The sequence below is a fragment of the Mycobacterium sp. E2327 genome (assembly GCF_001672675.1).
Classification (GTDB): Bacteria; Actinomycetota; Actinomycetes; order Mycobacteriales; family Mycobacteriaceae; genus Mycobacterium.
The window spans coordinates 32,684-56,163 of record NZ_LZKE01000251.1 but is presented as its reverse complement, the minus strand read 5'-3'; the positions used below and the strand labels follow the sequence as shown (position 1 = coordinate 56,163).

Below are 23,480 nucleotides of genomic sequence, written 5' to 3'. Positions count from 1 at the left end.
TCGACGCGTGGCGCCGCGGGGTCGCGCGAGGTGGGGACGAACAGGATTCCCCCGACGATGGCCAGCGCCGCGATGGGGATGTTGACCATGAATATCGAGCCCCACCAGAAGTGTTCGAGCAGCCAGCCGCCGCTGATCGGCCCGACGGCCACCCCCACGCCGACCATGGCCGCCCACAGTCCGATCGCCTTGGCGCGTGGGACCGGGTCGGTGAAGATGTTGGTGATCAGGCCCAGCGTGGTCGGAAAGATCACCGCGGCGCCGATGCCCATCGCGGCGCGGGCCGTGATCAGCGCGTCGGCCGAATTCACTTGCGCGGCAACGGCGGAGGTGAGCGCGAACAGCGCGAGTCCGGAGTTGAGCCAGCCCCGCCTGCCGTAGCGGTCGGACAGGCTGCCGGCCGACAGCAGCAGCCCGGCCATGACCAGCGTGTAGGCGTCGACGATCCATTGCAGCTGGGCGGTGTCGGCGCCGAGTTCGCGCGACAGGGTGGGCAGGGCGACGTTGACGATGGTGGCGTCGACGCTGATGACGAAGACGCCGAGGCAGATGACGGCGAGCGCGGCGATCGGGCGGTTCTTGAAGATCGGGAAGACGGGTTCGATACTCATGCACAAGACGCTAAAGCGATGAGATAGCTAAATCAAGTAGTAAGTTGAAAAAGATGTCTGCCCCGATTAGAGTGAACGCGTGGCGTCACGCCGGATGTACAACCAGAACTGCCCGATCGCGCGCGGACTCGACGTTCTCGGCGAGCGGTGGACGCTGCTGATTCTGCGCGAATTGGTCGGTGGACCCCGCCGCTACGGCGACCTGCGCGACGCGTTGCCCGGGATTGCGACCAATCTGCTCGCCGAGCGTCTCAAGGAATTGCAGGCGGCCGGGCTCGTCGACCGGACCGACCTGCCCGCCCCGATCGGGCGCACCGTGTACACCCTCAGCGACATGGGCTGGCAGCGTGCGCTGCCCGTCCTGCGGAGCCTCGCGTGGTTTGGGCTGGACCGGCTGGACCCGATCGGGGACGGCCCCGCGACGCCGTTGAACGGGTTCCTGGCCGGAATCCTGCTCGGCTTCGATTCCGCTGGCGCGGCGGGCCTGGATGCGACAATCCGCATCGAAATCGACGGCCGTCGTTTCGAATTCGCCGTGACGCAGGGGCGGCTCGCCGGCGCTCGTGGCGAGCCTTCGGTGGAGATCACCGCCAGCGCCGCGGACCTGGTCACCGCGCGCCTCGGCGCCAGCGAGGCCAAGCGGCGGGCGGCGCTGCGGCGCACCGACTTCGATGGCGACCCCGGCACCGTCGACGCCGTGCGCCGGGCGTTCGCGCTCCTCTAGATCGACTTTTCCGAAATCGTGGATTTTCGGCCCGCACTGCAATACAGTCGTATCGTTTTGCGCCGTTTTCACCTCGAGCATGTCCGAACGAAGGGACGGGTCTGATGAGTTTTGCGGTGCTGCCACCAGAGGTGACGTCCGCGCAGATGTATAGCGGCGCCGGCTCCGGGCCGATGCTGGCCGCCGCGGCGAGCTGGGCCGGGTTGGGCGACGAGTTGGGGTCGGCGGCGGAGTCGTTCTCCTCGGTCACCTCGGGCCTGGCCGGCGGGCCCTGGCAGGGTCCGGCGTCGGCGGCCATGGCGGGCGTGGCCGCCCAGTATGCGCAGTGGCTCGACGCATCGGCGGCTCAGGCCGCCGGAGCTGCCGCGCAGGCCAATGCGACGGCCGAGATCTTCGAGGCGGCCAAGGCGGCGATCACCCACCCGGCGGCCGTCACCGGCAACCGCCTGCAGCTGCTGTCGCTGGTGCGCTCCAACCTGTTCGGGTTCAACGCCCCGGCGATCGCGGCCACCGAGGGTGCGTACGAGGAGATGTGGGCCCAGAACGTCGCCGCGCTGTCGGGCTATCACGGCGCGGCCTCGGCGGTGGTCGCCCAACTGGCGCCCTGGCAGCAATTGCCGTCGGCCCAGGCGACTCCGGCGGTGGCCCTCGGTGCTACCCCTTGGGCTCAAATCGCCGCGGCGCTCGCCCCCGCGCGAACCCAGGCCAACGTGGTTGTCGACCTGGCATCCGAGATGGGCAAAGCCGCGCTCCGGGCTGACCTCCAGCAATTGAACAATGTTGCCCGTCCCCTCGCGGCGATTCCCGTACCACCACCGGTGCAAGCCGTCGAACGCAGCGTGGAAGAGGGCGCCGACGCAATGGCCAGGCTGGCCAGGGGGCTTGAAGCCGAAGCCGAAGCCGACGCCGTTTCGCTCATCACGACCGGAGCTTTACCGGCTCCGCCTGCTACGCCTCCGCCGACCAGTCCGCTGCCGCCGTAGCAATCCTCACCAGGACACCGGAAGTTCGGCGAGACCGCCGGCCAGCACGTCACCGCGCGTCGGCAGTGTCTCGGGATCGACGGCCAGGCGCATCGACGGGAATCGCGGAATCAGTTGTCCGAAAACGGTTTTCAGCTCGATGCGGGCTAGCGGGGCTCCGATGCAGTAGCGGGCGCCGTGCCCGAACGTCAGGTGGGCGGTCTCCTTGCGGGCGACGTCGACACACTGCGGGTCGGGGAAGGCCGTGGGGTCGTGGTTGGCGGCGTTGATGTCCAGCAGCACCAGGTCCCCGGCGTGGATGGCGACGCCGTCGATGTCGAAGTCGGTGCGCGCGTAGCGCGGAACTCCGCCAACACCGCCGCCACCCGACGTCGCCCGCAGCAGCTCCTCGACGGCGTGGGGGATCAGCGCGGGATCGTCGACGAGCGCCCGCCATTGATCGCGATTGGTCAGCAACAGCATTGCGCCCAGCCCGATTTGGACCACCGTGGTCTCGTGCCCGGCGAACAGCAGGAACATCGACATCGTGGCGGCCTCCTCGTCGGAGACGCCGTCGGTGGCGCACAGCCGCGACATCACGTCGTCGCCGGGATGGGCGCGCTTACGTTCGACCATTCGGCGGCCGTACTCGAACAGCTCGGCCAGCCCGCGCTCGGAGCGGGCGTGATCGCGCACGTTGCCGGCGTCCTCCGCCCAGGCCCGGAACTGCTCACGGTCGGCGTATGGCACCCCGAGCAGCTCGCAGATCACCAGGATGGGCAGCGGCAGCGCGAGGCGCGCGTGCAGGTCGGCCGGGGGCCCCTGCGCCGCAAGTTGGTCCAGCAGGCCGGCGGTGAGCGCCGCGACCCTGGGTTCCAGCGACCGCAGGTGCCGCGGTGAGAAGTGAGGCTGCAGCAGTGCGCGCAACCGCGCGTGGTCGGCCTCCTCGGTGTCGAAGTCGCCTAGCGGTCCACCAAACAGCGCGGATTCCCCCGTGCGAGAGGCGGTTTCGGGGTTCCGATGCGAACGACCGAGGCGATCGTCGTCGAGCAGCCGCCGCACCTGCGCGTAGTCGGTGACCAGCCAGGCCTCGTGGCCGACCGGCGTGCGCACCGAATGAATCGCTGTCATGGCGCCACCTTGTATACGGCAAGTTATACAAGATTACTTGTACACTCTGCTCTAGACAAGAGGAGGCTGAGATGACGGTGGTCCGGCCCGAGTCGACCCGGCGGATGCCCCGCGCCCAGCGGCGGGAACAGATCCTCGATGCCGCCACGCGCGCCTTCGCCCGCGGCGGCTTCGCGAACACGGGACTCGACGCCATCGCCGCGGAAGCCGGTGTCACCCCGGTGATCCTGTACCGGCACTTCGCCTCGAAGGCCGACCTGTACCGGGAGGTCATCGAGGGCGGTCACGCACGCCTTCGCGAAGCCACCGGCCCCGACGACTTCGACGACGCCAGCATCCCCGCGCTAATCCGCGCCGCCGCAGCCGATCCCGACACCTTCCGGCTGCTCTATCGCCATGCCGCACGCGAAGCCGACTTCCGCGACATCATCGACACCCTCGTCGAGCGTTCGGCCGAGATCACCCGCCGCCACCTCGAGGACATCGCCGACGAAGGTTGGCGCAACTGGGCGGCGCGGCTGCTGCCCACCATGACGATCGACGCCGTCATCGCCTGGCTCGACGCCGGTCAGCCCGACCCCGATCAAGCCGCCGCCCGAATTCGCAGCGTCGTCGACGCCGTGATCCAGGCCGCGTCGGGCGCTAGCCGAGCAGGGCGTCGATCCACGCCTGGGCGATGAACTTGCCGTAGCGGGTGGCCGACCAACCACGTTCGAGCACGAGAAGCTCGTAGAGCTCGGGCGCGTGGTAGGTCCACAGGATGTCGCGCGCCTGCGTGGCGCTGACCCGAAGCTGTCCGGTGCCGGCGAGGCCGGCGGCGAACATCGTCATGGCCGTGAGGGTTTCGTGCCGGATCTGCTTCCAGACCTCCGCGGCGTCGGCAGACGACGCGGCGCCATCGCGGGCCAGCAGCTGGACCGGGGCGCTGCGCGGCATGGTGGCGGCCAGGTGCTTGGCGTAGAGCTCGAGCTTGCGGGCGGCGTCCGGGGCGTCGCGCACCTTCTGGATGACGTCACGCTCGGCCATCGGGATCGGTTCGTCGTCGCCCGCGACGGACACGTCGAAAAGCGCCTTGAGCACCCCCGCCTTGGTTGCGAAGGCCTTGTACACCGTCTCGACCGACACGCCGGCGTCCCGCGCGATCTCCGCGATGGTCGTCGCGGCATAGCCCTGCGCCAGGAAGCGTTGGCGGGCTGACGTGAGCACCGCGCGCCGATTCCGTTGGGCCTGTTGGCGTCGACGGCTCGAGTCGTAGCGGCGCGGGGGCTGGCTCTTGACAGATCCCATAATTCAGTACATGCTCCTGTATCTATTACAGATTACTGTATCAGAAAAAGGGGAGCCGACATGACAACCGCGACACGCGCCGCCACTTTGGCCGACGGCGACCATCCCACGGCGGTAGCACGCGCCCTGACAACGGAGATCACGCGGGCCGCCGACGACGCCGAGGCGCTCGGCACGCTGCCGAACGAGCTGGTGACGCGGCTGCGTGCGGCCGGCGTCTTCCGGGCGGTGCAACCGCGCGCGCTCGGCGGATTCGAAGTGGCCCCGGTCGACTACATCGAGATGATCGAGGAGATGGCGCGCGCCGACGGTTCGACGGGCTGGATCGCGGCCATCGGCGCCGGCGCACCGGCGTTTACCGCCTGGCTCGAGCCGGCCGTCGCCGAAGACCTGTTCGGTTCGGACGCGGACTTCTTGGCGGCCACCGTGTTTTCCCCCACCGGGCGGGCCGTCCCCGACGGCGCGGGCCGGTTCGCCGTCGACGGCCGATGGCCGTTCGCCAGCGGTTGCCGCCACGCCGAGTGGTTACTGACGGGGATGTTCGTGTTCGACGACGGTCAGGCGCCGCGGATGATTCCGGGACAGGGCCCGGACTGGCGCCTCGGGTTCTTCCCCCGCGCCGAGGCCGAAATCGTCGACAACTGGGACGTTTTGGGGTTGCGCGGCACCGGTAGCAACGACGTGGTGGCCCGGGGCCTGAGCGTCGCCGAGGAACACACCATCGCCCCGTTCTTCGGGCCGGCCCGGCACGACGGGCCGCTGTGGCGGCTGCCGTTCTTCACGATGGTGGGGGTGGCCCTCGTCGGCGTCCCGCTCGGGATAGCGCGGCGCGCCCTCGACGAATTCGCCGACCTGGCGCCCACGAAGACCCGCGCCGGCACGTTCGAGCCGCTCGCCGCGGACCCCGTCGCGCAGGTCGAGTTCGCCGGTGCCGAGGCGGGTTTGCGGTCGGCGCGGGCCTTCGTTCTCGACGAGGCCGGCTCCCTCTGGGACACCGCCCTCGCCGGGGACGCGCCGTCGCTGAAGCAGCGCGCTCGTTTCCAGCTCGCCGCCCAGCAGGCGATGCGCGCGGCGCGCCAAGCGGTCGACACGACGTTCGGCCTGACCGGTGCGGGTGCGGTGCACGCCGCCCATCCGCTGCAACGATGCTTCCGGGATTTGCACACCGTCGGCCAGCACGTGTACTTCAGCCCGGCCGCGCTGAAGCGCTACGCCAACACCTACTTCGGCATCGCCCAACCGACACACCTGCTGTGACACCGACCTACAGGGCGTTGATCCACTTTTCCATCCGCCGGGCCTGGTGCGCCATCAGCTCGGGTTGAGCCAGCGCGTTAGTCAGCACCGCGCTGCCCTCGTAGGCGATGACGAGCTCGCGCGCCAGGTCGCGCGCGTCGCGGCGACCCATCGCGTGGAATTGCTGCTCGGCCCAGTCCAGCAGGGTTTGCATAAGGGGGGCGGTCAGTGCGGGTGATCGGCCAGGTTGGTTCGCCAGCTCGGTGCACAGGGTCCCCAAGGCGCAGCCGTGGTCGGCGATGGCCTCGCTCGATTCGGCCAGCATCCCCACGAGCGCCTTGAGCCGGGCCTTGGGGCTCCCGTACTTGCGCTGCAGGGCCGCGGTCGCGGCCCGGATTTCCTCGGTGCGCGCCTCGACGACGGCGGCCACGATGTCGTCTTTGGTCTTGAAGTAGTAGTACATGTTGCCCAGTGGCACGTCGGCGGCCTCGGCGATGTGCGCGAGCGTGGTGCCCGCGATGCCCTGGCGGTAGAACAGGTCGCAGGCGGCGGCGATCAGTCGCTCACGCTTGCCGGGCGGTGGCGCCAAGGGGGCCTCGCCGGCGTCGGTTAAGTCAGCCATATCACTCACGGACTATAGACGGCACGCGGCCATGCTCAGGTTCCACAGCAGCTCCCTGTTCTCCGGGGTGTTGTAGGCGCTCTTGACGTTCTTCGGCGCGGCGTTGATGAAGTACTGGCCGGAGGCCGCCGCCGCGTCCGGTGAGGTGGCGAGGAACAGCGAGGTGGCGGCACCCTGCTGCGGCGACCGGGAAAACGGCAGCGCCGCAAAGGAGATCGCGCGGAAGACCCCTTGGGCTCCACGCATCATCGGCGTTCGGACGATCCCAGGGTGCGCGGCGTTGGCGGTGACGCGGGTCGGGCGAAGTCGATGCGCCAGTTCGATGGTGAAGAGCAGCACGCACAACTTGGACGCGGCATACGTGCGGATCGTCGAGAAGCGGCGTTCGCTCTGCAGGTTGTCCGGTTCGAACTTGCCGGCGCGGTAGACGCTCGAACTGAGATTGACGACCCTGCCCTGCGGGCTTTTTTCCAATTCGCCCAGCAGCAATTGGGTGAGATAGAACTGCGCCAGGTAGTTGACCTGAAACGTCGTCTCGTATCCGTCGGCGGTCAGCACGCGTTGCGGCATGATGACGCCGGCGTTGTTGATCAGCACGTTCAGTCGCGGGTAGCGGGCCCTAAACGCCTCGGCCAGCCGGTGCAGCTGCGCGAGCGACCCTAGGTCGGCGGTGAGGTAAGCGACGTCGCGGTTGCCGGTCGCCGCGACGATTTCGCTTGCGACGCTTGCCGCCTTCGCCTCGTTGCGCGCGGCCAGCACCACACAGTAGCCGGTGCGGGCGAGCTCGGTGGCGGTGACCTTGCCGATGCCGTCGGTGGCTCCGGTGATGAGGCAGATGGGCCTGTCCATATATTTCGAGCGCCTATCTGGACTCGGCCAGGGTGGGCCGCAACAACATCCGCGACATCACCGAGCGGGTGACGGCCGCCGGCACCAGCGCGGCGGTCACCCGGTTCATTCGTCCCGGTATGCAGTTGGCGCGATTGCGTTCGAGGGCGCGCAGCGCCTCCCGGGCGCAAGCGTCCGGCGCCATGGGCGATATCGGCATCTTGTCGGGGTCGAGGCCCAGGTCGCCCAGCGCCGGCGTGCGGGTGGGCCCCGGGTGCAGCACCGTAACGTGCACCCCCCGCTTGGCCAGCTCGCCGTGCAGGCCGACGCCGAGGCTGGTGATGTAGGCCTTGGTCGCCGCGGTGTGCGCCATGTAGGGCACGCCATGCACCGCTCCGAGCGCGGAGACCAGCAGGATGCCGCCGCGGCCGCGCCGCACCAGCCGTTCACCGAAGTGGTGCGTCAAGCCCAGGTGTGCGGCGGTGTTCAGCCGCAGGATCGCGCGCTGGGCCTGCAGGTCGGAGCCCACGAGGGCACCGGGCAGGGCCGTGCCGGCATTGGAGACCAGCAGCCCGACGTCGATGTCGTTGGTGGCCTGGACGATTGGGGTCAGCGAGCCCGGGTCGGACAGGTCGACGCCGACGGCCCGGTAGTCGACGCCGTAGCCCCGGCTCAGCCCTTCCCCTAGCTCCTGCAGCACGGCCAGGCGCCGCGCGACGAGGACCACGTTGACGCCCGAATCGGCGATCTGGTGCGCGAATTCGCGCCCGATTCCCGACGACGCGCCCGTCACGACCGCCCATGGGCCAAACCGATCTGCGCTAATGCTCATGCGTGCAAACCTCCGTATCGAGTTAGTTGCCTAACTTAGCAGCTGCGGCATCGGTCGGCAAGCGGGGGAGAGTAGGTGCCGCATTTTTTGCCGCAAGCTTCTGGAAATCAACGTTTTCTTGCGTCGCCGCCATCGCAGTGGTTAGCGTATGTATTAGTTGGCTAACCAACTATGGACGCACAGGGGTGAGGATGAGTGTCGTCAAACGCGCGTGGATTCCACTGGTCGTCGTGGTCCTGGTCGGCGTCGCGGGTTTCGCCGTCTACCGGCTACATGGCGTCTTCGGCGCGCGCGGCGGCACGTCGGCCGTCGGCGCGCGCTCCGATGACATCAAGCCCTTCAACCCCAAGCGCGTGACCCTGGAGGTCTTTGGGCAGGAGGGGACCGTGGCGGACATCAACTATCTCGACGTCGACGCCGCACCGCAGCGGGTCGACGGCACGCCGCTGCCGTGGACGTACAGCGTGGCCACGACCGCTCCGGCGGTCAGCGTGAATGTCGTGGCCCAGGGCGACGGTGACGTCATCGGCTGCCGAATCACGGTGAACGGCGACGTCAAGGCCCAGCGAACGGCATCGGGGATCCACCCGCAAACCTATTGCCTGGTGAAGTCCGCGTGATCGCGCGAACGGTCCGCCGGCTGTCGGTGCCCATCCTGCTTTTCTGGCTCGGGCTGGCCGCGGTCACCAATGTCTTTGTACCGCAACTGGAAGCGGTCGGGGAAGCGCACGCCGTTTCGATGAGCCCCGACGACGCCCCGGCGATACAGGCGATGAAGCGTATCGGCCAGGTGTTCGGAGAATTCGACTCCGACAGCGCGGTCATGGTCGTGCTGGAAGGCCAGGCGCCGCTGGGCGACGCGGCGCACCGCTTTTACGACGACCTGATGCGCAGGCTCGCCCGCGACCGCAAGCATGTCGAGCACATCCAAGACTTCTGGGGCGATCCGCTCACCGCGGCCGGGTCGCAGAGCGCCGACGGCAAGGCCGCCTACGTTCAGGTTTTCCTCGCGGGCCACCAGGGCGAGACACTGGCCAACGAGTCCGTCGACGCCGTCCGGGGAATCGTGTCAAGTGCGCTGGCGCCCAACGGCGTCCGGGCATACGTCGCCGGCCCGGCGGCCGTGACCACCGATCAGCTCGAGTTCGGCAACAAGAGCGCCCGCAAGGTGATGGGTGTGACGGTCGGGGTCATCGTGCTGATGCTGCTGATCGTCTACCGCTCCGTGGTCACCGTCCTGCTGACCCTGCTGATGGTCTTCATCGAACTGCCCGCCGTGCAAGGAGTCATCGCATTCCTCGGAAACCAGGGGTTCATCGGGCTTTCCACCTTCGCGGTCCAGATCCTTCCGGTCCTCGCCATCGCCGCGGGCACCGATTACGCGATATTCATCGTGGGCCGATATCAGGAGGCTCGGCAGACCGGGCAGGACCGAGAGGCCGCCTACTACACCATGTTTGGCGGCAGCGCCCACGTGGTCCTCGGCTCGGGCCTGACCATCGCCGGCGCGATGTTCTGCCTCAGCTTCACCACGCTGCCCTACTTCCAGACCCTGGGCGCGCCGTGCGCGATCGGGATGTTCACCATGGTGGCGGGCGCGCTCACGCTCGGCCCGGCCATCGTCACGCTGGGCAGCCGATTCGGCCTGTTCGATCCCAAACGGAAGATCAAGACGCGCGGGTGGCGGCGGGTGGGAACTGCCGTCGTCCGGTGGCCCGCACCGATACTCGCGGCGGCGTCGGCGAGCGCGCTCGTCGGGCTGCTCGCCCTGCCGTCGTTCACGACGAGTTACAGCGACCGCAATTACCTACCCCGGATCACCCCGTCCAACATCGGGTACGCCGCGGCCGAGCGGCACTTTTCGCCCGCCCGGTTGAACCCCGACCTGCTGTTGGTGGAGGCCGACCACGACATGCGCAATCCCGCCGACATGCTCGTGCTGGACCGGCTGGCCAAGGGCGTGTTCGGGGCCGACGGCGTGGCCCGCGTTCAATCCATCACCCGTCCGTTGGGCGCCCCAATCACGCACACCTCCATCCCATTTCAGATCAGCATGCAGGGCACCACGCTGACCGAGAACATGAAGTACCTGCATGACCGCATGGCCGACATGCGGGCCATCGCCGATCAGATGTCCGGCGTCATCGACACCATGCAACGCATGCTCGCCATGATGCGCGAGCTCGCCACCACCACACACGACGTCGCCGGCCAGACGAAGCGGATCGTCGACGACACGACCCAAGTGCGCGACCGGATCGCCGATTTCGACGACTTCTTCCGCCCGCTGCGTGGCTACTTCCACTGGGAGCAACACTGTTTCGACATCCCCGTCTGCTGGGCGCTGCGATCGGCATTCGACGCGCTCGACGGCGTCGACACGCTCACCGACGACCTGGGCGGCCTGGTCAAGGACACCGACCGGCTGGACAGCCTGATGCCGCAGCTGATTTCGCTGCTGCCGCCGATCATCGACGCGACGACGACCATGCGCACCATGACCATGACGATGTACAGCACGTTCGCGGGCCTGCTGGACCAGATGGACGCCGCGCAGCAGAACGCCTCCGCGATGGGGAAAGCCTTCGACACGGCCAAGAACGACGACTCGTTCTACCTGCCGCCGGAGGTCTTCGACAACCCGGACTTCAAACGGGGCCTGGCGATGTTCCTCTCGCCGGACGGCAAGGCCGCGCGACTGATCATCACCCACGACGGGGATCCCGCCACCCCCGAAGGCGTCTCGCGCGTCGACGCCATCAAGAAGGCCGCGCGTCACGCCCTCAAAGGAACGCCCTTGGAAGATGCCAGGATCTACCTGGGTGGCACCGCCGCGACGTACAAGGACATGAGCGACGCGGCCAAGTACGACCTGCTGATCGCGGGAATCGCCGCGGCCTGCCTGATCTTCATCATCATGCTGGTCATCACCGGCAGCGTCGTCGCGGCCCTGGTCATCATCGGGACGGTGGTGCTCTCGCTGGGATCTTCGTTCGGGCTGTCGGTGCTGGTGTGGCAAGACATCCTCGGTATTCCGTTGCACTGGTTGGTCATCGCGATGGCGCTGATCGTGCTGCTGGCCGTGGGATCGGACTACAACCTGTTGCTCGTCTCGCGGTTCAAAGAGGAAATCGGCGCCGGAATCAAGACCGGGATCATCCGCGCGATGGGCGGAACCGGGGCGGTGGTGACCTCCGCGGGCCTGGTGTTCGCGTTCACCATGGCGTCCTTCGTGTTCAGCGACCTGCAGATGATCGGCCAGTTCGGGACCATCGTCGGCATCGGCCTGCTTTTCGACACGCTGATCGTGCGGTCGCTGATGACACCGTCGATCGCCGCCCTGCTCGGGCGGTGGTTCTGGTGGCCCCGGCGGGTGGGTCCCCGCCCTCGCGCGCGGGGGCCCCGTCACACCCTGTCGACCCCGACCGCCATCGAAAGCGTGCGCCCATGACCCTCCGCCGCAGCAGACACCAGAAGCTGTCCGAGTCGATCCGCATCGCCGCCCCGCCCGACCAGGTGTGGGAACTGATCACCACCGTCGCCGGCATCACGGAGTGGTATGACGCCTGGGACGCGGTGGAGCACTCCGCCGACGAGGAACGGCTCCAGGTCGGCACGTCGTTTCGACTGATCCGCCGCCGCAAGGGCCGCGACGACACCGTGCTGTGCCGCGTGACCTCGATGCAGCCGGGCAGGCGGTTGTGCTGGGTGCAGTACGCCCCCCACCTGCCCGCCATGTCGGTCGAGTTCCGGTTGGCTGCCGGAACCGACGCCGGCACGCTGCTCAGCCACACCAGGAGCTGGCTCGAACCGGGTAATCGCTGATGCCACTCGGCTGGCTGCCACTAAGCTGGCTGCCGTGGAAACCCCCTCGCCCCGGCCCGTGCTGGTCGTCGACTTCGGCGCGCAGTACGCGCAGTTGATCGCGCGCCGGGTCCGCGAGGCCCGGGTGTTTTCCGAGGTCATCCCGCACACCGCCACGGTCGAGGAGATCAAGGACCGGGACCCCGCGGCGATCGTGCTGTCCGGCGGGCCGGCCAGCGTCTACGCCGACGGAGCCCCGCAGCTCGACCCGGCGCTGTTCGACCTCGGGCTGCCGGTGTTCGGCATCTGCTACGGCTTTCAGGCCATGGCGCAGGCCCTGGGCGGGACCGTCGCGCACACCGGCACCAGCGAGTACGGCCGCACCGAGCTGAAAGTCGTTGGCGGCGAACTGCATTCGGGCCTGCCCGATGTCCAGCCGGTCTGGATGAGCCACGGCGACGCGGTCACCGCGGCGCCGGACGGGTTCGACGTGGTGGCCAGCAGCGCGGGCGCCGCCGTCGCCGCCTTCGAGAACCGGGCCCGGCGCCTGGCCGGCGTGCAGTACCACCCGGAGGTGATGCACACCCCGCACGGGCAGCAGGTGCTCAGCCGGTTCCTGCACGACTTCGCCGGCCTCGGCGCGGAGTGGACGCCGGCCAACATCGCCGACGCGCTCGTCGAGCAGGTGCGCGCCCAGATCGGTGACGGCCGCGCCATCTGTGGGCTGTCCGGTGGGGTGGATTCGGCGGTGGCCGCGGCGCTGGTGCAGCGCGCCATCGGTGACCGATTGACCTGTGTGTTCGTCGACCACGGGTTGCTGCGCGCCGGCGAGCGCGATCAGGTGCAGCGCGACTTCGTGGCCGCCACCGGCGCCAACCTGGTCACCGTCGACGCCGCGGACACCTTCCTGCAGGCGCTGTCGGGCGTGACCAATCCCGAAGGCAAGCGCAAGATCATCGGCCGCCAGTTCATCCGGGCGTTCGAGGGCGCGGTGCGAGACATCGTGCAAGAAGAGGGGGCGGAGAGCGGGTCTGACGTCGAGTTCCTGGTGCAGGGCACGCTGTATCCCGACGTGGTGGAGTCCGGTGGGGGCAGCGGCACCGCGAACATCAAGAGCCACCACAACGTCGGCGGCCTGCCCGACGACCTGAAGTTCAAGCTCGTCGAGCCGCTGCGGCTGCTGTTCAAGGACGAGGTGCGTGCGGTAGGGCGCGAGCTGGGCTTGCCGGAGGAAATCGTTGCGCGCCAACCGTTTCCGGGGCCCGGTCTGGGCATCCGGATCGTCGGCGAGGTCACCGCGCAGCGGCTGGACACGCTGCGGCGCGCCGATGAGATCGCGCGCGAGGAGCTCACCGCCGCGGGCCTGGACAAGCAGATCTGGCAGTGCCCGGTGGTGCTGCTGGGCGACGTCCGGTCGGTCGGCGTGCAGGGCGACAACCGGACCTACGGCCACCCGATCGTGCTGCGGCCGGTGTCCAGCGAGGACGCCATGACCGCCGATTGGACCCGGGTGCCCTACGAGGTGCTGGAGCGCATCTCCACGCGGATCACCAACGAGGTGGCCGAGGTCAACCGCGTGGTGCTGGACATCACCAGCAAGCCGCCCGGCACCATCGAGTGGGAGTAGCTCGGCGGTTTATGCTCGCGGGTCCGTTGTGAGGCCCGGCCAGGCGGCCATCGCGGCCGCGACTGCGCCCATGAGCGCTTTGCGGGAGGCGCCGTCGCCGGCGCGCACGGCCAGGCCGTGGATCACGGTGGCGTAGAACGATGCGATGGTATCGATGTCGGTCGATGCCGCCAGTTCACCTTCGTCGACGGCGCGGGCGAGCCGTGCCTTGATGACTTTCGGGGTTTGCCGGCGGATGGCCTGTAGGTAGTCCTGCGCCCCGCTATTGGCCGGCGTGCAATTCGTCGCACCCAGCACCAGCAAGCATCCGTGGGGTTGCCCTGAGCGGCTGAAGGATTCAGCGGTGAGTCGCAGCATCTCGTGCAGGGCTTCGCGAGCGGTCGGAGTTTCCTGCAACGCGTGCAGCGCGGGCGCGCCGACTGTCTGCTGGTAGGCATCGACGGCTTGACGAAACAGGGCCTCTTTGGACCCGAACGCGTGGTACAGGCTGGTCGCGCTGATATCGCCCATGGCAGCCAACAGGTCCTCCAGGGTGGTGCCCTCGTAGCCGCGTTCCCAGAACAACATCATCGCGCTGTGCAGCGCCTCGTCGCGGTCGAATCCCGGCGGTCGTCCCCTCTTCACCATGTCCTCCTCCATTTCTGTAGTTCATACTACATAAACTCTTGACACGGTCGCTCCCGGCCCACCACTATTTCTGTAGGACGGACTACAAAATAGCGAAGGGTAAGAGGATGGGCGGTTCTGCACAACCTGTCGTGCTCGTCACCGGCGGCACCACCGGCATCGGATACGCGAGCGCAGTGGCGCTACACAAACGGGGTTACGCGGTGCTGGTGACCGGCAACAATCCGGCCAGGCTGGCAGCTGCTCGTGACGGTATGCCCGCCGATATCGTTGTGCTGCAGGCAGATTCGGCAGATGTCGCATCGGCCGATCTGATCGCTGATGAACTGCGGCGGCGGTGGGGCGGTGTCGATGCTGTCGTGCTCAACGCGGGCATCGGGCGGATGTTGCCCATCGAGGCCGTCGAGGAAGGGATCTTCGACGAGCACTTCGCGGTCAACGTGAAAGGCCCGTTTTTCACTCTGCAGAAGGTGCTGCCCCTGCTGCCGTCGGGCGGGTCGATCGTCATCACCAGTGCGGTCGGGACGTATCTGGGCGCGCCGAACTGGTCGGTGTACACCGCCACCAAGGGCGCCTTGGCGGCCATGGTGCGTGCGCTGGCCGCTGAACTCGCGCCGCGTGGAATCCGGGTGAATTCGGTGAGCCCGGGCCCGATCGACAACGCCGCCTTCGACAAACTCGGAATGCCGCCCGAGGAATTGGCAGCCTTCAAAGCCCTGTTGCCCCAGCGCATTCCGATGGGCCGCTTCGGTGTCGAGGACGAGACCGCGCGCCTGATCGCCTTCCTGGTGTCGCCCGAGGCGAGCTTCATCACTGGCGAAGACATCCGTGTCGACGGCGGCCTGGCCGCCACTCTCTGAACGGACGCCAGCCGATCCCACCCCTGCCCTACCGGCTCGCCTCACCCACCCACGGAGACAAACCATGACGCATAACCCCATCCTGGTCACCGGAGCCACCGGCCGCGTCGGCCGCCACCTCGTCACCCAACTCGCCGCCGCCGGGCATCCGGTCCGAGCTCTGATTCGTGATCCGTCCAAAGCCGCCATGTTCCCGCCCTCCGTCGAAGCGGTAGTGGCCGACCTGAGCGAACCCCGGTCGCTGACCGCCGCGTTCGACCGAGCCGAGCGGGTGTTCGTGTTGGCCCCCACCCCGCCGATACCGGACATGGAACAACTGGAGATCAACGCGTTCGTCGCCGCCGAACAAGCCGGCGCCCGCCACATCGTCTACCTGTCCAACTTCGGTGCCGGCCGCTTCCACCACCCGCTGTTCACCGCGCACGGAGCCAACGAATGGCGCCTCCGCTCCCTGGCCGTCGAGTGGACCATCCTGCGCCCCACCCGATTCATGACCGAAGTGCCGTTCACCTGGCACGGCATCCACACCGAGGCGACCCTGCGCGAACCCGTCGGCGGTCAGCCGCTGACCATCGTCGATCCGCACGACATCGCCGCGGCCGCAGCGCTGATCCTGACCACCGATGGTCATGCCTCCCGCATCTACGAACTCACCGGTCAGGCCATCACCGGCCCCCAGATCGCCGAGCACCTTTCCGCAACCTTGAACCGGCCGATCGGATTCGAAGATTGCACCGAGGACGTCTTCGACCGCGACCTCGTCGACGGCGGGGTGCCCACAGCAGTGATCGAGATCCTGCACGAAGTCTTTCGCACCGTGCGCCAAGGCCACTGGTACGACACCCCCACCCTGGCGAACCTGCTCGGGCGCCCGCCCCGCAGCTACGCCGACTGGCTGCGCGACAACCGCGAGCGGCTTCCGGCCGACCGCGAGGCGCTCAAGTGAGCAAACCTCGACCCGAGCTTCCCGCGGCGATGCTGCGCTTCTCCAAAGTGCCGGCCGCGTTGCTGCGCGCCGGCATTCCCCTTGGCCCGCTGTACCTTCTCGAGAGCCGCGGCCGGCGCAGCGGAACGCTGCGCTCCGTCCCCGTGGTCGTCTTCCGCCACGACGACGGCCGCTGGCTGGTGTCGATGTACGGCGAAACCGGGTGGGTCGCCAACGTGCGGGACGCCGGCACGGCTGTCATCCGGCGCGGGCGCCGGGCGGAGACCGTCCACTGCACCGAAGTCACCGACAACCGCCGCGCCGAGGTCGCCATGCACCTGCGACGCAAATTCGGTTTCATCCCGTTTGTCCGGGCCGCGTTCAACGCCAACCCGAGCGACGGCCCGGGCGCTTTCGAGGCCGAACAGCGCCGCCACCCGGCATTCCTCATCGCGCGGGAGTAACGCGGGAGTAACTACGCCACGAATTCGCGCCTGCCGTAGGCGATCGTGGCGGCCTCCCAATTGCCGCCGGCCGCGCCGACGAGTCGGCGGGCGACGTCTCGATCGTCGTTGCCGGCGACCAGGATCAGGGTGTGGTCGGTCGTGGTGACGGATCCGCCGCGGATGCGTTCGCGGGCGACCGGGTCGCCCGCCAGCGCGTCGCCGAAGCGGGCGACGTCGACATCCGGCACGGCGATGATGATCGCGTCCTCTCCCGGCGCGCGCTCGTAGTCGAAGGTCAGCACCGCTTCCTGGTCGAACTGGCGGCGCAGCGCCTCGGCGGCGGTGTGCAACGAGCCGTCGGCGCCGCACAGATGAAATTCCCGCGAGCGCTCCTGGGTGTTCCGTTGCAGCGCGCTCGACCAGTACACCCCGTCGAGCGGGGTCGATCCCGTCACCGTCGCGCCGCTGAGCGCGATCGTCGCGGTGGCCTGCGCCTCGAACAGGGGATCGGTGGTGTCGGTGGCGAACAGCTCCGCCGGTCGGCAGGGAGCGGCGACGCTCGGAGCCGAAAAAGTGCAGCAAAAAAGCACCATCAGCCACACCAGCAACGACCGCATAAAGCAGCCTCTCACGTTTCTTGACGCTTGTCGGAGGGTGGGTGTTTACTCGCGAATGTATCGAACATACATTCGAACAGGAGGCAGTCATGACCGCGGCTTTGGCCTCCGATAACCGCGCTGAGCAGCTGGAATCGCTGCGCAGGCGGATGGCTGCAATGTCCGGGCGAGCCCCCGACCCGCTGCCGGATTCGGAATCCGTGGTGGCGCTCCCGCGGTGGCTGGCGGAGTCGCTGCCGGCGCCGTTGCCGCGCGGGACGGTGGCGGTGTGCTCGGGGGCCCGGTCGCTGCTGCTGAGCGTGGTGGCCTCGGTGACGGCGGCGGGGGGCAACGTCGCCATCGTCGGCCAACCGGACCTCGGGCTGCTGGCCGCGGCGGAGATGGGGGCGGACCTGAGCCGGCTCGCGGTGATACCGGATCCCGGAACCGATCCGGTCGAGGTGGCCGCGGTGCTCATCGACGGCATGGACCTGGTGGTGCTCGGCCTGGGCGGGCGGCAGGTGCCGCACACCCGGGCGCGGGCGGTGGTGGCGCGGGCCCGCAACAAGGGGTGCACCCTGCTGGTCACCGACGGCGACTGGCAGGGGGCGCCGACGCGGCTCGCGGCCCGGGTCTGCGGCTACGAGATCACTTCGGCTTCTTCAGGGGTTCCCGCCCCGGGCTTCGGCCGGATCGGCAGGGTGCGGCTGCAGATCAGCGGTGTGTGCGCGGGCAGGCGGGTGATCGGCCGGGCGCGGGCCGGGTGACCCCATGGCATCCCGGGCCCTGGCGATCTGGTGCATGGACTGGCCGGCGGTCGCGGCGGCGGCCGCGGCGGACCTGCCCGCGACGGCCCCGATCGCGGTCACGCTGGCCAACCGGGTGATCGCCTGCTCGTCGGGCGCCCGCGCGGCGGGAGTGCGGCGCGGGCTGCGGCGACGGGAGGCGGCGGCGCGGTGTCCGCAACTGCACGTCGCGCCGGCCGACGCCGACCGCGACGCCCGCTTCTTCGAACCGGTGATCGCCGCGGTGGACGACCTGGTGCCCCGCGCCGAGGTGCTGCGGCCCGGGCTGCTGGTGCTGCCGGTGCGCGGGGCGGCCCGCTACTTCGGGTCCGAGGAGCAGGCCGCCGAGCGGCTGATCGACGCGGTCGCCGCGGCCGGCGCCGAGTGCCAGGTGGGCATCGCCGACCAGCTGTCCACCGCGGTCTTCGCCGCGCGGGCGGGCCGGATCGTCGAGGCGGGGGGCGACGCGAGGTTCCTGTCGGTGCTGTCGATCCGGCAGCTCGCCACCGAACCGAGCCTGTCCGGTCCGGGGCGGGAAGAGCTGACGGATCTGTTGTGGCGGATGGGAATTCGCACCATCGGGCAGTTCGCCGCGCTGTCTAGGACCGACGTGGCCTCCCGGTTCGGCGCCGACGGGATGGCCGCGCACCGGTTCGCCCGCGGCGAACCCGAGCGTGGGCCGTCCGGGCGCGAGCCGCCGCCGGAGCTCGAGGCGGTGCTGGATTGCGACCCGCCGATCGACCGGGTCGATGCCGCGGCCTTCGCCGGCCGCTTCCTGGCCGGCGCGCTGCACCAGGCGCTGATGGCCGCGGGGGTGGGCTGCACCCGGCTGGCCATCCACGCCGTCACCGCCAACGGCGAAGAGCTGCAACGGGTATGGCGGTGCGCCGAGCCGTTGACCGAGGACGCCACCGCCGACCGGGTGCGCTGGCAGCTGGACGGATGGCTGAGCAGCCGATCCGCCCGCACCCCGCGCCCGACCGCGCCGGTGACGCTGTTGCGGCTGCAGGCGGTGGAGGTGGTGTCCGCCGAGGCGCTGCAGTTGCCGCTGTGGGGTGGGCTCGGCGAGGAGGACAGGCTGCGGGCCCGTCGCGCGCTGGTGCGGGTGCAGGGCCTGCTCGGCCCGGAGGCGGTGCGGGTGCCGGTGCTGTCCGGCGGGCGGGGGCCCGCCGAACGCATCACGCTGACCCCGCTGGGCGACGAGCCGGTACCACACGCCGACCCGGGCCCGCCGTGGCCCGGTCAACTGCCCGAGCCGTCGCCGGCCGTGCTGCTGGACGACCCGGTGGATCTGCTTGACGCCCAGGGCAATCCGATACGCGTCACCGCCCGGGGGATGTTCTCGGCCGACCCCGCCCATCTGACCGTGCGCGGCCGGGACCAGGGGCTGCGCTGGTGGGCCGGGCCGTGGCCGGTCGACGAGCGGTGGTGGGATCCAGACGCGAAGGGCCGCGCCGCCCGCGCCCAGGTCTTGCTGGAGGACGAGCGGGCGTTTCTGCTGTGCTACCGCCAGCGGCGCTGGTATCTCGAGGGGGCCTACGAGTAGCGCTGCGACTCAACGTGTTCAAACCTTCGGTACCGTGGTAGTCGAAGTCATTCGGTATTGAGTGAAGGGGTAAGGATGGCGGCTGAAATCGGCCGGCGGGTCGACGACGTCCTCGCACGAAGCACGGGCGCCGTCCTCGAAGCTGCGCACGCGACGGTGCTCCACCTGAGCCGGATGGTCGGCGCCGTGTCGGAGGCCGCGTCGAGGGCCGTCTCAAAAGTCGGCAGCGAGGCCGATGACTTGGTCTGGTCTTACCGTCATGTCGCCGGCAACCGCGCAGACTCGCCGGACTCGGGCGGTCCCGACAACCTGATCGACATCCGCTCGGTCAGATCCGCCGCGCGAACGGCCCGACCCGCTCGATGAACCGCTCGAAGAACACCGAAGCGTCCACGTCAACACCGATCAGCGCGTTGGCTTTTCGATCCCCCGACCAATCGGGGGTCGTCACGCCCCGGGTCGGCGTGTCCGCCAGCTCGATGTCCACCGTCGCCGCCCGGGTCGTTATCAGCTGCGCGTCCAGCGCCGCCGCCGCGGCCAGCGGGTCGTGCATATAGGCGACGTAGCCGTGCCCGCGGACCTCGTGGGATTCGAAGTAGAACCGCATCGCGTCCTCGATCACCGGAACTAGGGGCGACGGCCCCGCGGCGGCCGCGAGCTCGGCCAGGATCTCGGGTGTCATCGCGACGCGCCGGGTGAGGTCCAGGCCGCAGACGATCGGAAGTCGTTGCTGCCCGGCCCAGCCGGCGAAGACCTCGCCGGCCGCCTCGGGATCCACCCGGATGTTCCACTCGGCCATCGGGTTTATGTCGCCGCCGAACGAGCCGCCCATGATCACCAGCCGTCGCAGCAGCGCCGGCAGCGCCGGTTCGGCGCGCAGCGCGAGCGCCAGGTTGGTCAGCGGGCCGGTGACCAGCCCGACCAGCTCCCCGGGGTGGGCGCGCGCCGCGGCCACCCACGCGGCGGTGGCGTCGTGGTCGGTGAGCCGCCGGTCGGTGCGGGGCAGCTCGGCATATCCCAAACCCTTGGGGCCGTGGAACTTCGAGTGATGCGGCCAGTGGCCGCACAGCGGGTCGTCGGCGCCCTTGGATACGGGTATGGCTGGGGCCCGGCACAATTCGAGCAACCGAAGGTTGTTTTCGCAGACCTGCTCGACGTGGATGTTGCCGCCGGTGGAGGCGATGCCCACCACGTCGGCGTCGGCGCTGGCCAGCAGGTAGATCAACGCCATCGCGTCGTCGATGCCGGTGTCGACGTCGACGAAAAGGCGGTTCACCGCCGTGATCTTACGGCCAGGCGGACGCGAACGTGATCACCAGGACGTCGCGCTGCGCCGGCCCGGAGCCGTCGATCGGCCGGATCGGCGACACCGCGTGCAGGGTGCGGCGGTCGTCGCCCAGCATCAGCGTCCCCGGCTCGGCCAGCGTCGTCGCCAGCAGCCGGCGACCCTCGAGGTCACACACCGTGCTCTCGCCGCCGATGGCGTTGCGCCGCCCGATCAGCAGCGAGCTGACCAGGGTGACGCCGTCGCGGTGCAGGCCCTCGGGCGTCGGGCTGCCGTCATCGTCCGTGCAGCATCGGATGCGAAACGGGTGCACCTTGACGTTCCAGTCGGCCACGTCGTCCAGGGCGGCGGCCACCCGGGCCAGCAGCCCGATCACCTTGTGCAGCAGGGGATCCGCGGCGAACGCATCGGTCAGCGGCTCGAACTCGCGGTCCCTGCCGACGTAGAGCGGGTTGGAGTCCTGCGGTTGGACGAACGCCAGCTTGGGCATCGGGCGCAGCACGCCGTCACGAAACGAGTACTGGCCGTAGCGGCGCAATCGCCGGACCCCCAGCTCGGCCGCGTAGGGGTCGGGCGCCAGCTGCCGCCAATGCCGGGCGAACCGCGTCCACTCTTCGCGGCCGACCTCGAGGCTGCGCGTCACGTCGAGCGCGGGTAGCACGGCGACGCCGGTCGTGGCGACGAGCCGGCCCGCGGCGGCCACCGGGTCGGCGTCCGTCCGCTTTTCGCAAAGGACCATCGCGCCGGAATACCGCAATCGGGCCGGGCTAAAACCCCGGGTTTACCAGTGCACTCCGGGTACCCGTCGCACCAGCCGCTTGACCGGTCGCGGCGTGCGGAGTCCGGTGACGGTGCGGGTCGGGCGCTTCGGCCGGCGGTTCGGCACCTTCGTCGGCGCAGTGGCTTCGGTGGGCAGCCCGCGCGCCGCGGCGGAATCCGGGTAGCCGAGGTAGAGCTGGTGCAGGATGCGCCGCGACGTCCTGGGCGCGAAGTAGTTGCCGGCCTCGGCGAGTGTGCCCAGCGGGGTGTCGATGCGGGCCGGCTTGTCGACGAGGCCGCGCACCACCATCGCCGCCGCGCGCTCGGGGCTGATCGCGGGAACCGGGTTGAGCCGGTGCGACGGCGCGATCATGGGTGTGCGGACCAGCGGCATGTGGATGTTGGTGAACGTGATGTGGTCTGACAGCGTCTCCGACCCGACGACGTCGGCGAACGCGTCGAGCGCCGCCTTGCTCGGCAGGTACGAGCTGTATTTGGGGTTGCGTGCCTGCACGCCCGCGCTGGAGACATTGACGACGTGACCGAAGCGCCGCTCGCGCCAGTGCGGCAGCAGCGCCAGCACCATGCGCACCGCGCCGAAGTAGTTGACCGCCATCACCCGCTCGTAGTCGTGCAGCCGTTCGGTGGAGTTGACCACGGAGCGCCGGATCGACCGGCCGGCGTTGTTGACCAGGTAGTCGACGTGGTCGAAGCGGCCGAGGATGTCCTTGATGGTGTGCTCGACGGACGCGGAATCGGTGACGTCGCAGGCGAACGCGTGCGCCTGCCCGCCGCCCGCGCGGATTTCGGCGACCAGCTCGTCGAGCGCGTCGGCGTTGCGGGCCAGCGCGAACACCGTCGCCCCCTTTTCCGCGACCGCGATTGCCGACGCCCGCCCGATCCCGCTGGACGCGCCGGTGATGATGACGTGCCGGCCCTGCAAGGGGCCCCTCGGGTCGTCGCGCCGCGCGCGGTCGGGGTCGAGGTGCTCGGCCCAATACCGCCACAACCGGGGCGCGTAGCTGGCGAACTCCGGGACCTCGATTCCCTTGCCCCGCAATGCTTTTCGGGTCCCGTCGCTGATGAAGGTGGGCTTCAGGTCGACGACGTCGAAGATCTCGGCGGGGATCCCGAGCTGGGTGGCCGCCATGTTGCGCAACACCCTGGCGCGCCCGCGCACCTTGAGCACCGGCGCGGCCACCGAGCCGGGCAGCGATGCGCGCATCGGCGGCAGGCCGGCCTCCTTGGCGACACCGCGGTAAATGCCGCGCAGCCCAACGGTTTTCGGCGCGGTCAGGTGGAACGTCCGGCCGTCGCACCCCTCGGTGTGCATGAGCGCCACCAGGGCGTCGGCCACGTAGTCGACCGGGACGATGTTGGCGCGCCCCGTGTCGGGCAGCACGATCGGGGTGAACCTGGGTAATACAGCAAGTGCCGACAATATGCCGAAGAAGTGGTACGGCCCGTCGACCTTGTCCATCTCGCCGGTGACCGAATCGCCCACCACGACCGCCGGGCGGTAGACGCGGTAGCGCAGCCCTGGTGTCGACCGCACCAGCGACTCGGCCTCGAACGTCGTCCGCTGATAGGGAGTCGGCAGCTGCTGGCCGACGTCGAAGTCGTCCTCGGTGTACTCGCCGCGAAAGTCGCCCGCCACGGCGATCGACGACACGTGATGCAGCGTGGCGTCCAGCCGCGTCGCCAGCTCGATGACCGCGCGGGTGCCCTCGGCGTCGACCGCCGCGCAGTGCACGAGGTGGTCGACGCGGCCCAGCTCGGCCAGCGTCTCGTCGGTCAGGCCCAGCTCCGGCAGCTCGCCGACCAGCGGCTTGACCCGTTCGCCCCAGTCGACGGCCAGGCGCTCGAACCGCCCCAGCGACCGGCGGCGGGCCAGCACCCACACCTGGGCATCGGGCTCGGTGGCTAGCAGACGAGAGACGACGCGGCGCCCGATAAACCCGGTACCGCCGGTAACGACATACCGCAT

General features: G+C 69.3%; 24 protein-coding genes and 1 pseudogene. 14 read left to right on the top strand and 11 right to left on the bottom strand.

Annotated elements, in window-relative coordinates:
• On the bottom strand, nt 1-611 hold a 611-nt coding region (locus A5712_RS28880; RefSeq protein WP_156766820.1), incomplete at its 3' end, for an MFS transporter.
• A gap of 94 nt (nt 612-705) precedes the next feature.
• Between A5712_RS28880 and A5712_RS28875 the strand changes: the two genes are divergently transcribed.
• The gene (locus A5712_RS28875; RefSeq protein WP_068113672.1) at nt 706-1,335 is read left to right on the top strand and encodes a helix-turn-helix domain-containing protein; all 630 of its coding nucleotides are present in this window, start codon (nt 706-708) and stop codon (nt 1,333-1,335) included.
• A 104-nt stretch (nt 1,336-1,439) separates the two neighbouring features.
• Nucleotides 1,440-2,054, top strand: a pseudogene (locus A5712_RS32260) (PPE family protein); the annotation flags it as partial.
• A gap of 270 nt (nt 2,055-2,324) precedes the next feature.
• Here the strand turns inward: A5712_RS32260 and A5712_RS28865 are convergent.
• Entirely contained in the window at nt 2,325-3,428 is a 1,104-nt protein-coding gene (locus tag A5712_RS28865) for a cytochrome P450 (RefSeq protein ID WP_068113666.1), read from the bottom strand.
• A 71-nt stretch (nt 3,429-3,499) separates the two neighbouring features.
• Here A5712_RS28865 and A5712_RS28860 point away from each other — a divergent pair, with 71 nt between their 5' ends.
• Nucleotides 3,500-4,108, top strand: a complete 609-nt coding sequence (locus tag A5712_RS28860) for a TetR/AcrR family transcriptional regulator (RefSeq protein WP_068113663.1) — start codon at nt 3,500-3,502, stop codon at nt 4,106-4,108.
• Here A5712_RS28860 and A5712_RS28855 read toward each other — a convergent pair.
• Nucleotides 4,071-4,715 carry a TetR/AcrR family transcriptional regulator gene (locus A5712_RS28855; RefSeq protein WP_152531325.1) on the bottom strand — a complete coding sequence of 215 codons (645 nt, stop codon included), beginning with the start codon at nt 4,713-4,715 and terminating at the stop codon, nt 4,071-4,073. The two genes, A5712_RS28860 and A5712_RS28855, sit on opposite strands and share 38 nt — an antisense overlap.
• A gap of 60 nt (nt 4,716-4,775) precedes the next feature.
• Between A5712_RS28855 and A5712_RS28850 the strand changes: the two genes are divergently transcribed.
• Nucleotides 4,776-5,972, top strand: coding sequence for an acyl-CoA dehydrogenase family protein (locus A5712_RS28850; protein ID WP_068113657.1), 1,197 nt, complete (start codon nt 4,776-4,778; stop codon nt 5,970-5,972).
• A gap of 7 nt (nt 5,973-5,979) precedes the next feature.
• On the opposite strand, the gene A5712_RS28845 is transcribed toward A5712_RS28850, so the two are convergent.
• Genes A5712_RS28845 through A5712_RS28835 form a run of 3 tightly spaced genes read right to left on the bottom strand, consistent with a single transcriptional unit; the run spans nt 5,980 to nt 8,233 of the window.
• Complete coding sequence (locus A5712_RS28845) at nt 5,980-6,573, bottom strand: TetR/AcrR family transcriptional regulator (protein WP_068113654.1); 594 nt, start codon at nt 6,571-6,573, stop codon at nt 5,980-5,982.
• A gap of 12 nt (nt 6,574-6,585) precedes the next feature.
• Nucleotides 6,586-7,422, bottom strand: coding sequence for an SDR family oxidoreductase (locus A5712_RS28840; RefSeq protein WP_068113646.1), 837 nt, complete (start codon nt 7,420-7,422; stop codon nt 6,586-6,588).
• A 13-nt stretch (nt 7,423-7,435) separates the two neighbouring features.
• Entirely contained in the window at nt 7,436-8,233 is a 798-nt protein-coding gene (locus A5712_RS28835; protein ID WP_068113645.1) for an SDR family oxidoreductase, read from the bottom strand.
• A gap of 191 nt (nt 8,234-8,424) precedes the next feature.
• Here A5712_RS28835 and A5712_RS28830 point away from each other — a divergent pair, with 191 nt between their 5' ends.
• The 4 genes from A5712_RS28830 to guaA are packed head-to-tail and all read left to right on the top strand — an operon-like array spanning nt 8,425 to nt 13,664.
• A complete protein-coding gene (locus A5712_RS28830; RefSeq protein ID WP_068113643.1) occupies nt 8,425-8,853 on the top strand; it encodes an MmpS family transport accessory protein in 429 nt (142 codons plus the stop codon).
• Entirely contained in the window at nt 8,850-11,684 is a 2,835-nt protein-coding gene (locus A5712_RS28825; protein ID WP_304528685.1) for an RND family transporter, read from the top strand. The genes A5712_RS28830 and A5712_RS28825 overlap by 4 nt, the downstream gene beginning before the upstream one ends.
• Nucleotides 11,681-12,058 carry an SRPBCC family protein gene (locus tag A5712_RS28820; RefSeq protein WP_068113630.1) on the top strand — a complete coding sequence of 126 codons (378 nt, stop codon included), beginning with the start codon at nt 11,681-11,683 and terminating at the stop codon, nt 12,056-12,058. The genes A5712_RS28825 and A5712_RS28820 overlap by 4 nt, the downstream gene beginning before the upstream one ends.
• A 34-nt stretch (nt 12,059-12,092) precedes the next feature.
• Nucleotides 12,093-13,664, top strand: coding sequence for a glutamine-hydrolyzing GMP synthase (gene guaA / locus A5712_RS28815; RefSeq protein WP_068113629.1), 1,572 nt, complete (start codon nt 12,093-12,095; stop codon nt 13,662-13,664).
• 9 nt (nt 13,665-13,673) lie between these two features.
• Here the strand turns inward: guaA and A5712_RS28810 are convergent, their stop codons facing one another.
• Nucleotides 13,674-14,288 carry a TetR/AcrR family transcriptional regulator gene (locus A5712_RS28810; protein WP_369830445.1) on the bottom strand — a complete coding sequence of 205 codons (615 nt, stop codon included), beginning with the start codon at nt 14,286-14,288 and terminating at the stop codon, nt 13,674-13,676.
• 110 nt (nt 14,289-14,398) lie between these two features.
• Here A5712_RS28810 and A5712_RS28805 point away from each other — a divergent pair, with 110 nt between their 5' ends.
• The 3 genes from A5712_RS28805 (at nt 14,399) to A5712_RS28795 (ending at nt 16,540) form a co-directional block, all read left to right on the top strand.
• A complete protein-coding gene (locus A5712_RS28805) occupies nt 14,399-15,151 on the top strand; it encodes an SDR family oxidoreductase (RefSeq protein WP_068113620.1) in 753 nt (250 codons plus the stop codon).
• Between the two features lie 64 nt (nt 15,152-15,215).
• Nucleotides 15,216-16,097, top strand: a complete 882-nt coding sequence (locus A5712_RS28800; RefSeq protein ID WP_068113617.1) for an NAD(P)H-binding protein — start codon at nt 15,216-15,218, stop codon at nt 16,095-16,097.
• A complete protein-coding gene (locus A5712_RS28795) occupies nt 16,094-16,540 on the top strand; it encodes a nitroreductase family deazaflavin-dependent oxidoreductase (protein WP_156766819.1) in 447 nt (148 codons plus the stop codon). The genes A5712_RS28800 and A5712_RS28795 overlap by 4 nt, the downstream gene beginning before the upstream one ends.
• A gap of 11 nt (nt 16,541-16,551) precedes the next feature.
• Here the strand turns inward: A5712_RS28795 and A5712_RS28790 are convergent, their stop codons facing one another.
• A complete protein-coding gene (locus A5712_RS28790) occupies nt 16,552-17,139 on the bottom strand; it encodes a hypothetical protein (RefSeq protein WP_231982269.1) in 588 nt (195 codons plus the stop codon).
• Between the two features lie 89 nt (nt 17,140-17,228).
• Between A5712_RS28790 and A5712_RS28785 the strand changes: the two genes are divergently transcribed.
• The 3 genes from A5712_RS28785 (at nt 17,229) to A5712_RS28775 (ending at nt 19,815) form a co-directional block, all read left to right on the top strand.
• Nucleotides 17,229-17,885, top strand: coding sequence for a hypothetical protein (locus tag A5712_RS28785; protein WP_068113611.1), 657 nt, complete (start codon nt 17,229-17,231; stop codon nt 17,883-17,885).
• A 4-nt stretch (nt 17,886-17,889) separates the two neighbouring features.
• Entirely contained in the window at nt 17,890-19,449 is a 1,560-nt protein-coding gene (locus tag A5712_RS28780; protein WP_197519526.1) for a DNA polymerase Y family protein, read from the top strand.
• Between the two features lie 75 nt (nt 19,450-19,524).
• Nucleotides 19,525-19,815, top strand: coding sequence for a hypothetical protein (locus A5712_RS28775; protein WP_068113610.1), 291 nt, complete (start codon nt 19,525-19,527; stop codon nt 19,813-19,815).
• Here the strand turns inward: A5712_RS28775 and A5712_RS28770 are convergent.
• The 3 genes from A5712_RS28770 to A5712_RS28760 are packed head-to-tail and all read right to left on the bottom strand — an operon-like array spanning nt 19,778 to nt 23,480.
• Nucleotides 19,778-20,734, bottom strand: a complete 957-nt coding sequence (locus tag A5712_RS28770; protein WP_156766818.1) for a nucleoside hydrolase — start codon at nt 20,732-20,734, stop codon at nt 19,778-19,780. The two genes, A5712_RS28775 and A5712_RS28770, sit on opposite strands and share 38 nt — an antisense overlap.
• A gap of 1 nt (nt 20,735) precedes the next feature.
• A complete protein-coding gene (locus A5712_RS28765) occupies nt 20,736-21,473 on the bottom strand; it encodes a 2OG-Fe dioxygenase family protein (RefSeq protein ID WP_082973709.1) in 738 nt (245 codons plus the stop codon).
• 42 nt (nt 21,474-21,515) lie between these two features.
• Entirely contained in the window at nt 21,516-23,480 is a 1,965-nt protein-coding gene (locus tag A5712_RS28760) for an SDR family oxidoreductase (RefSeq protein ID WP_068113605.1), read from the bottom strand.

What these genes read in the sequence shown, in the direction of transcription:
- A5712_RS28875 (WP_068113672.1), top strand. Translation starts at nt 706, where the DNA reads ATGTACAACCAGAACTGCCCGATCGCGCGCGGACTCGACGTTCTCGGC.
- A5712_RS28865 (WP_068113666.1), bottom strand. Translation starts at nt 3,428, where the DNA reads ATGACAGCGATTCATTCGGTGCGCACGCCGGTCGGCCACGAGGCCTGG.
- A5712_RS28860 (WP_068113663.1), top strand. Translation starts at nt 3,500, where the DNA reads ATGACGGTGGTCCGGCCCGAGTCGACCCGGCGGATGCCCCGCGCCCAG.
- A5712_RS28855 (WP_152531325.1), bottom strand. Translation starts at nt 4,715, where the DNA reads ATGGGATCTGTCAAGAGCCAGCCCCCGCGCCGCTACGACTCGAGCCGT.
- A5712_RS28850 (WP_068113657.1), top strand. Translation starts at nt 4,776, where the DNA reads ATGACAACCGCGACACGCGCCGCCACTTTGGCCGACGGCGACCATCCC.
- A5712_RS28845 (WP_068113654.1), bottom strand. Translation starts at nt 6,573, where the DNA reads ATGGCTGACTTAACCGACGCCGGCGAGGCCCCCTTGGCGCCACCGCCC.
- A5712_RS28840 (WP_068113646.1), bottom strand. Translation starts at nt 7,422, where the DNA reads ATGGACAGGCCCATCTGCCTCATCACCGGAGCCACCGACGGCATCGGC.
- A5712_RS28835 (WP_068113645.1), bottom strand. Translation starts at nt 8,233, where the DNA reads ATGAGCATTAGCGCAGATCGGTTTGGCCCATGGGCGGTCGTGACGGGC.
- A5712_RS28830 (WP_068113643.1), top strand. Translation starts at nt 8,425, where the DNA reads ATGAGTGTCGTCAAACGCGCGTGGATTCCACTGGTCGTCGTGGTCCTG.
- A5712_RS28820 (WP_068113630.1), top strand. Translation starts at nt 11,681, where the DNA reads ATGACCCTCCGCCGCAGCAGACACCAGAAGCTGTCCGAGTCGATCCGC.
- A5712_RS28805 (WP_068113620.1), top strand. Translation starts at nt 14,399, where the DNA reads ATGGGCGGTTCTGCACAACCTGTCGTGCTCGTCACCGGCGGCACCACC.
- A5712_RS28800 (WP_068113617.1), top strand. Translation starts at nt 15,216, where the DNA reads ATGACGCATAACCCCATCCTGGTCACCGGAGCCACCGGCCGCGTCGGC.
- A5712_RS28790 (WP_231982269.1), bottom strand. Translation starts at nt 17,139, where the DNA reads ATGCGGTCGTTGCTGGTGTGGCTGATGGTGCTTTTTTGCTGCACTTTT.
- A5712_RS28785 (WP_068113611.1), top strand. Translation starts at nt 17,229, where the DNA reads ATGACCGCGGCTTTGGCCTCCGATAACCGCGCTGAGCAGCTGGAATCG.
- A5712_RS28780 (WP_197519526.1), top strand. Translation starts at nt 17,890, where the DNA reads ATGGCATCCCGGGCCCTGGCGATCTGGTGCATGGACTGGCCGGCGGTC.
- A5712_RS28775 (WP_068113610.1), top strand. Translation starts at nt 19,525, where the DNA reads ATGGCGGCTGAAATCGGCCGGCGGGTCGACGACGTCCTCGCACGAAGC.
- A5712_RS28765 (WP_082973709.1), bottom strand. Translation starts at nt 21,473, where the DNA reads ATGGTCCTTTGCGAAAAGCGGACGGACGCCGACCCGGTGGCCGCCGCG.
- A5712_RS28760 (WP_068113605.1), bottom strand. Translation starts at nt 23,480, where the DNA reads ATGCGGTATGTCGTTACCGGCGGTACCGGGTTTATCGGGCGCCGCGTC.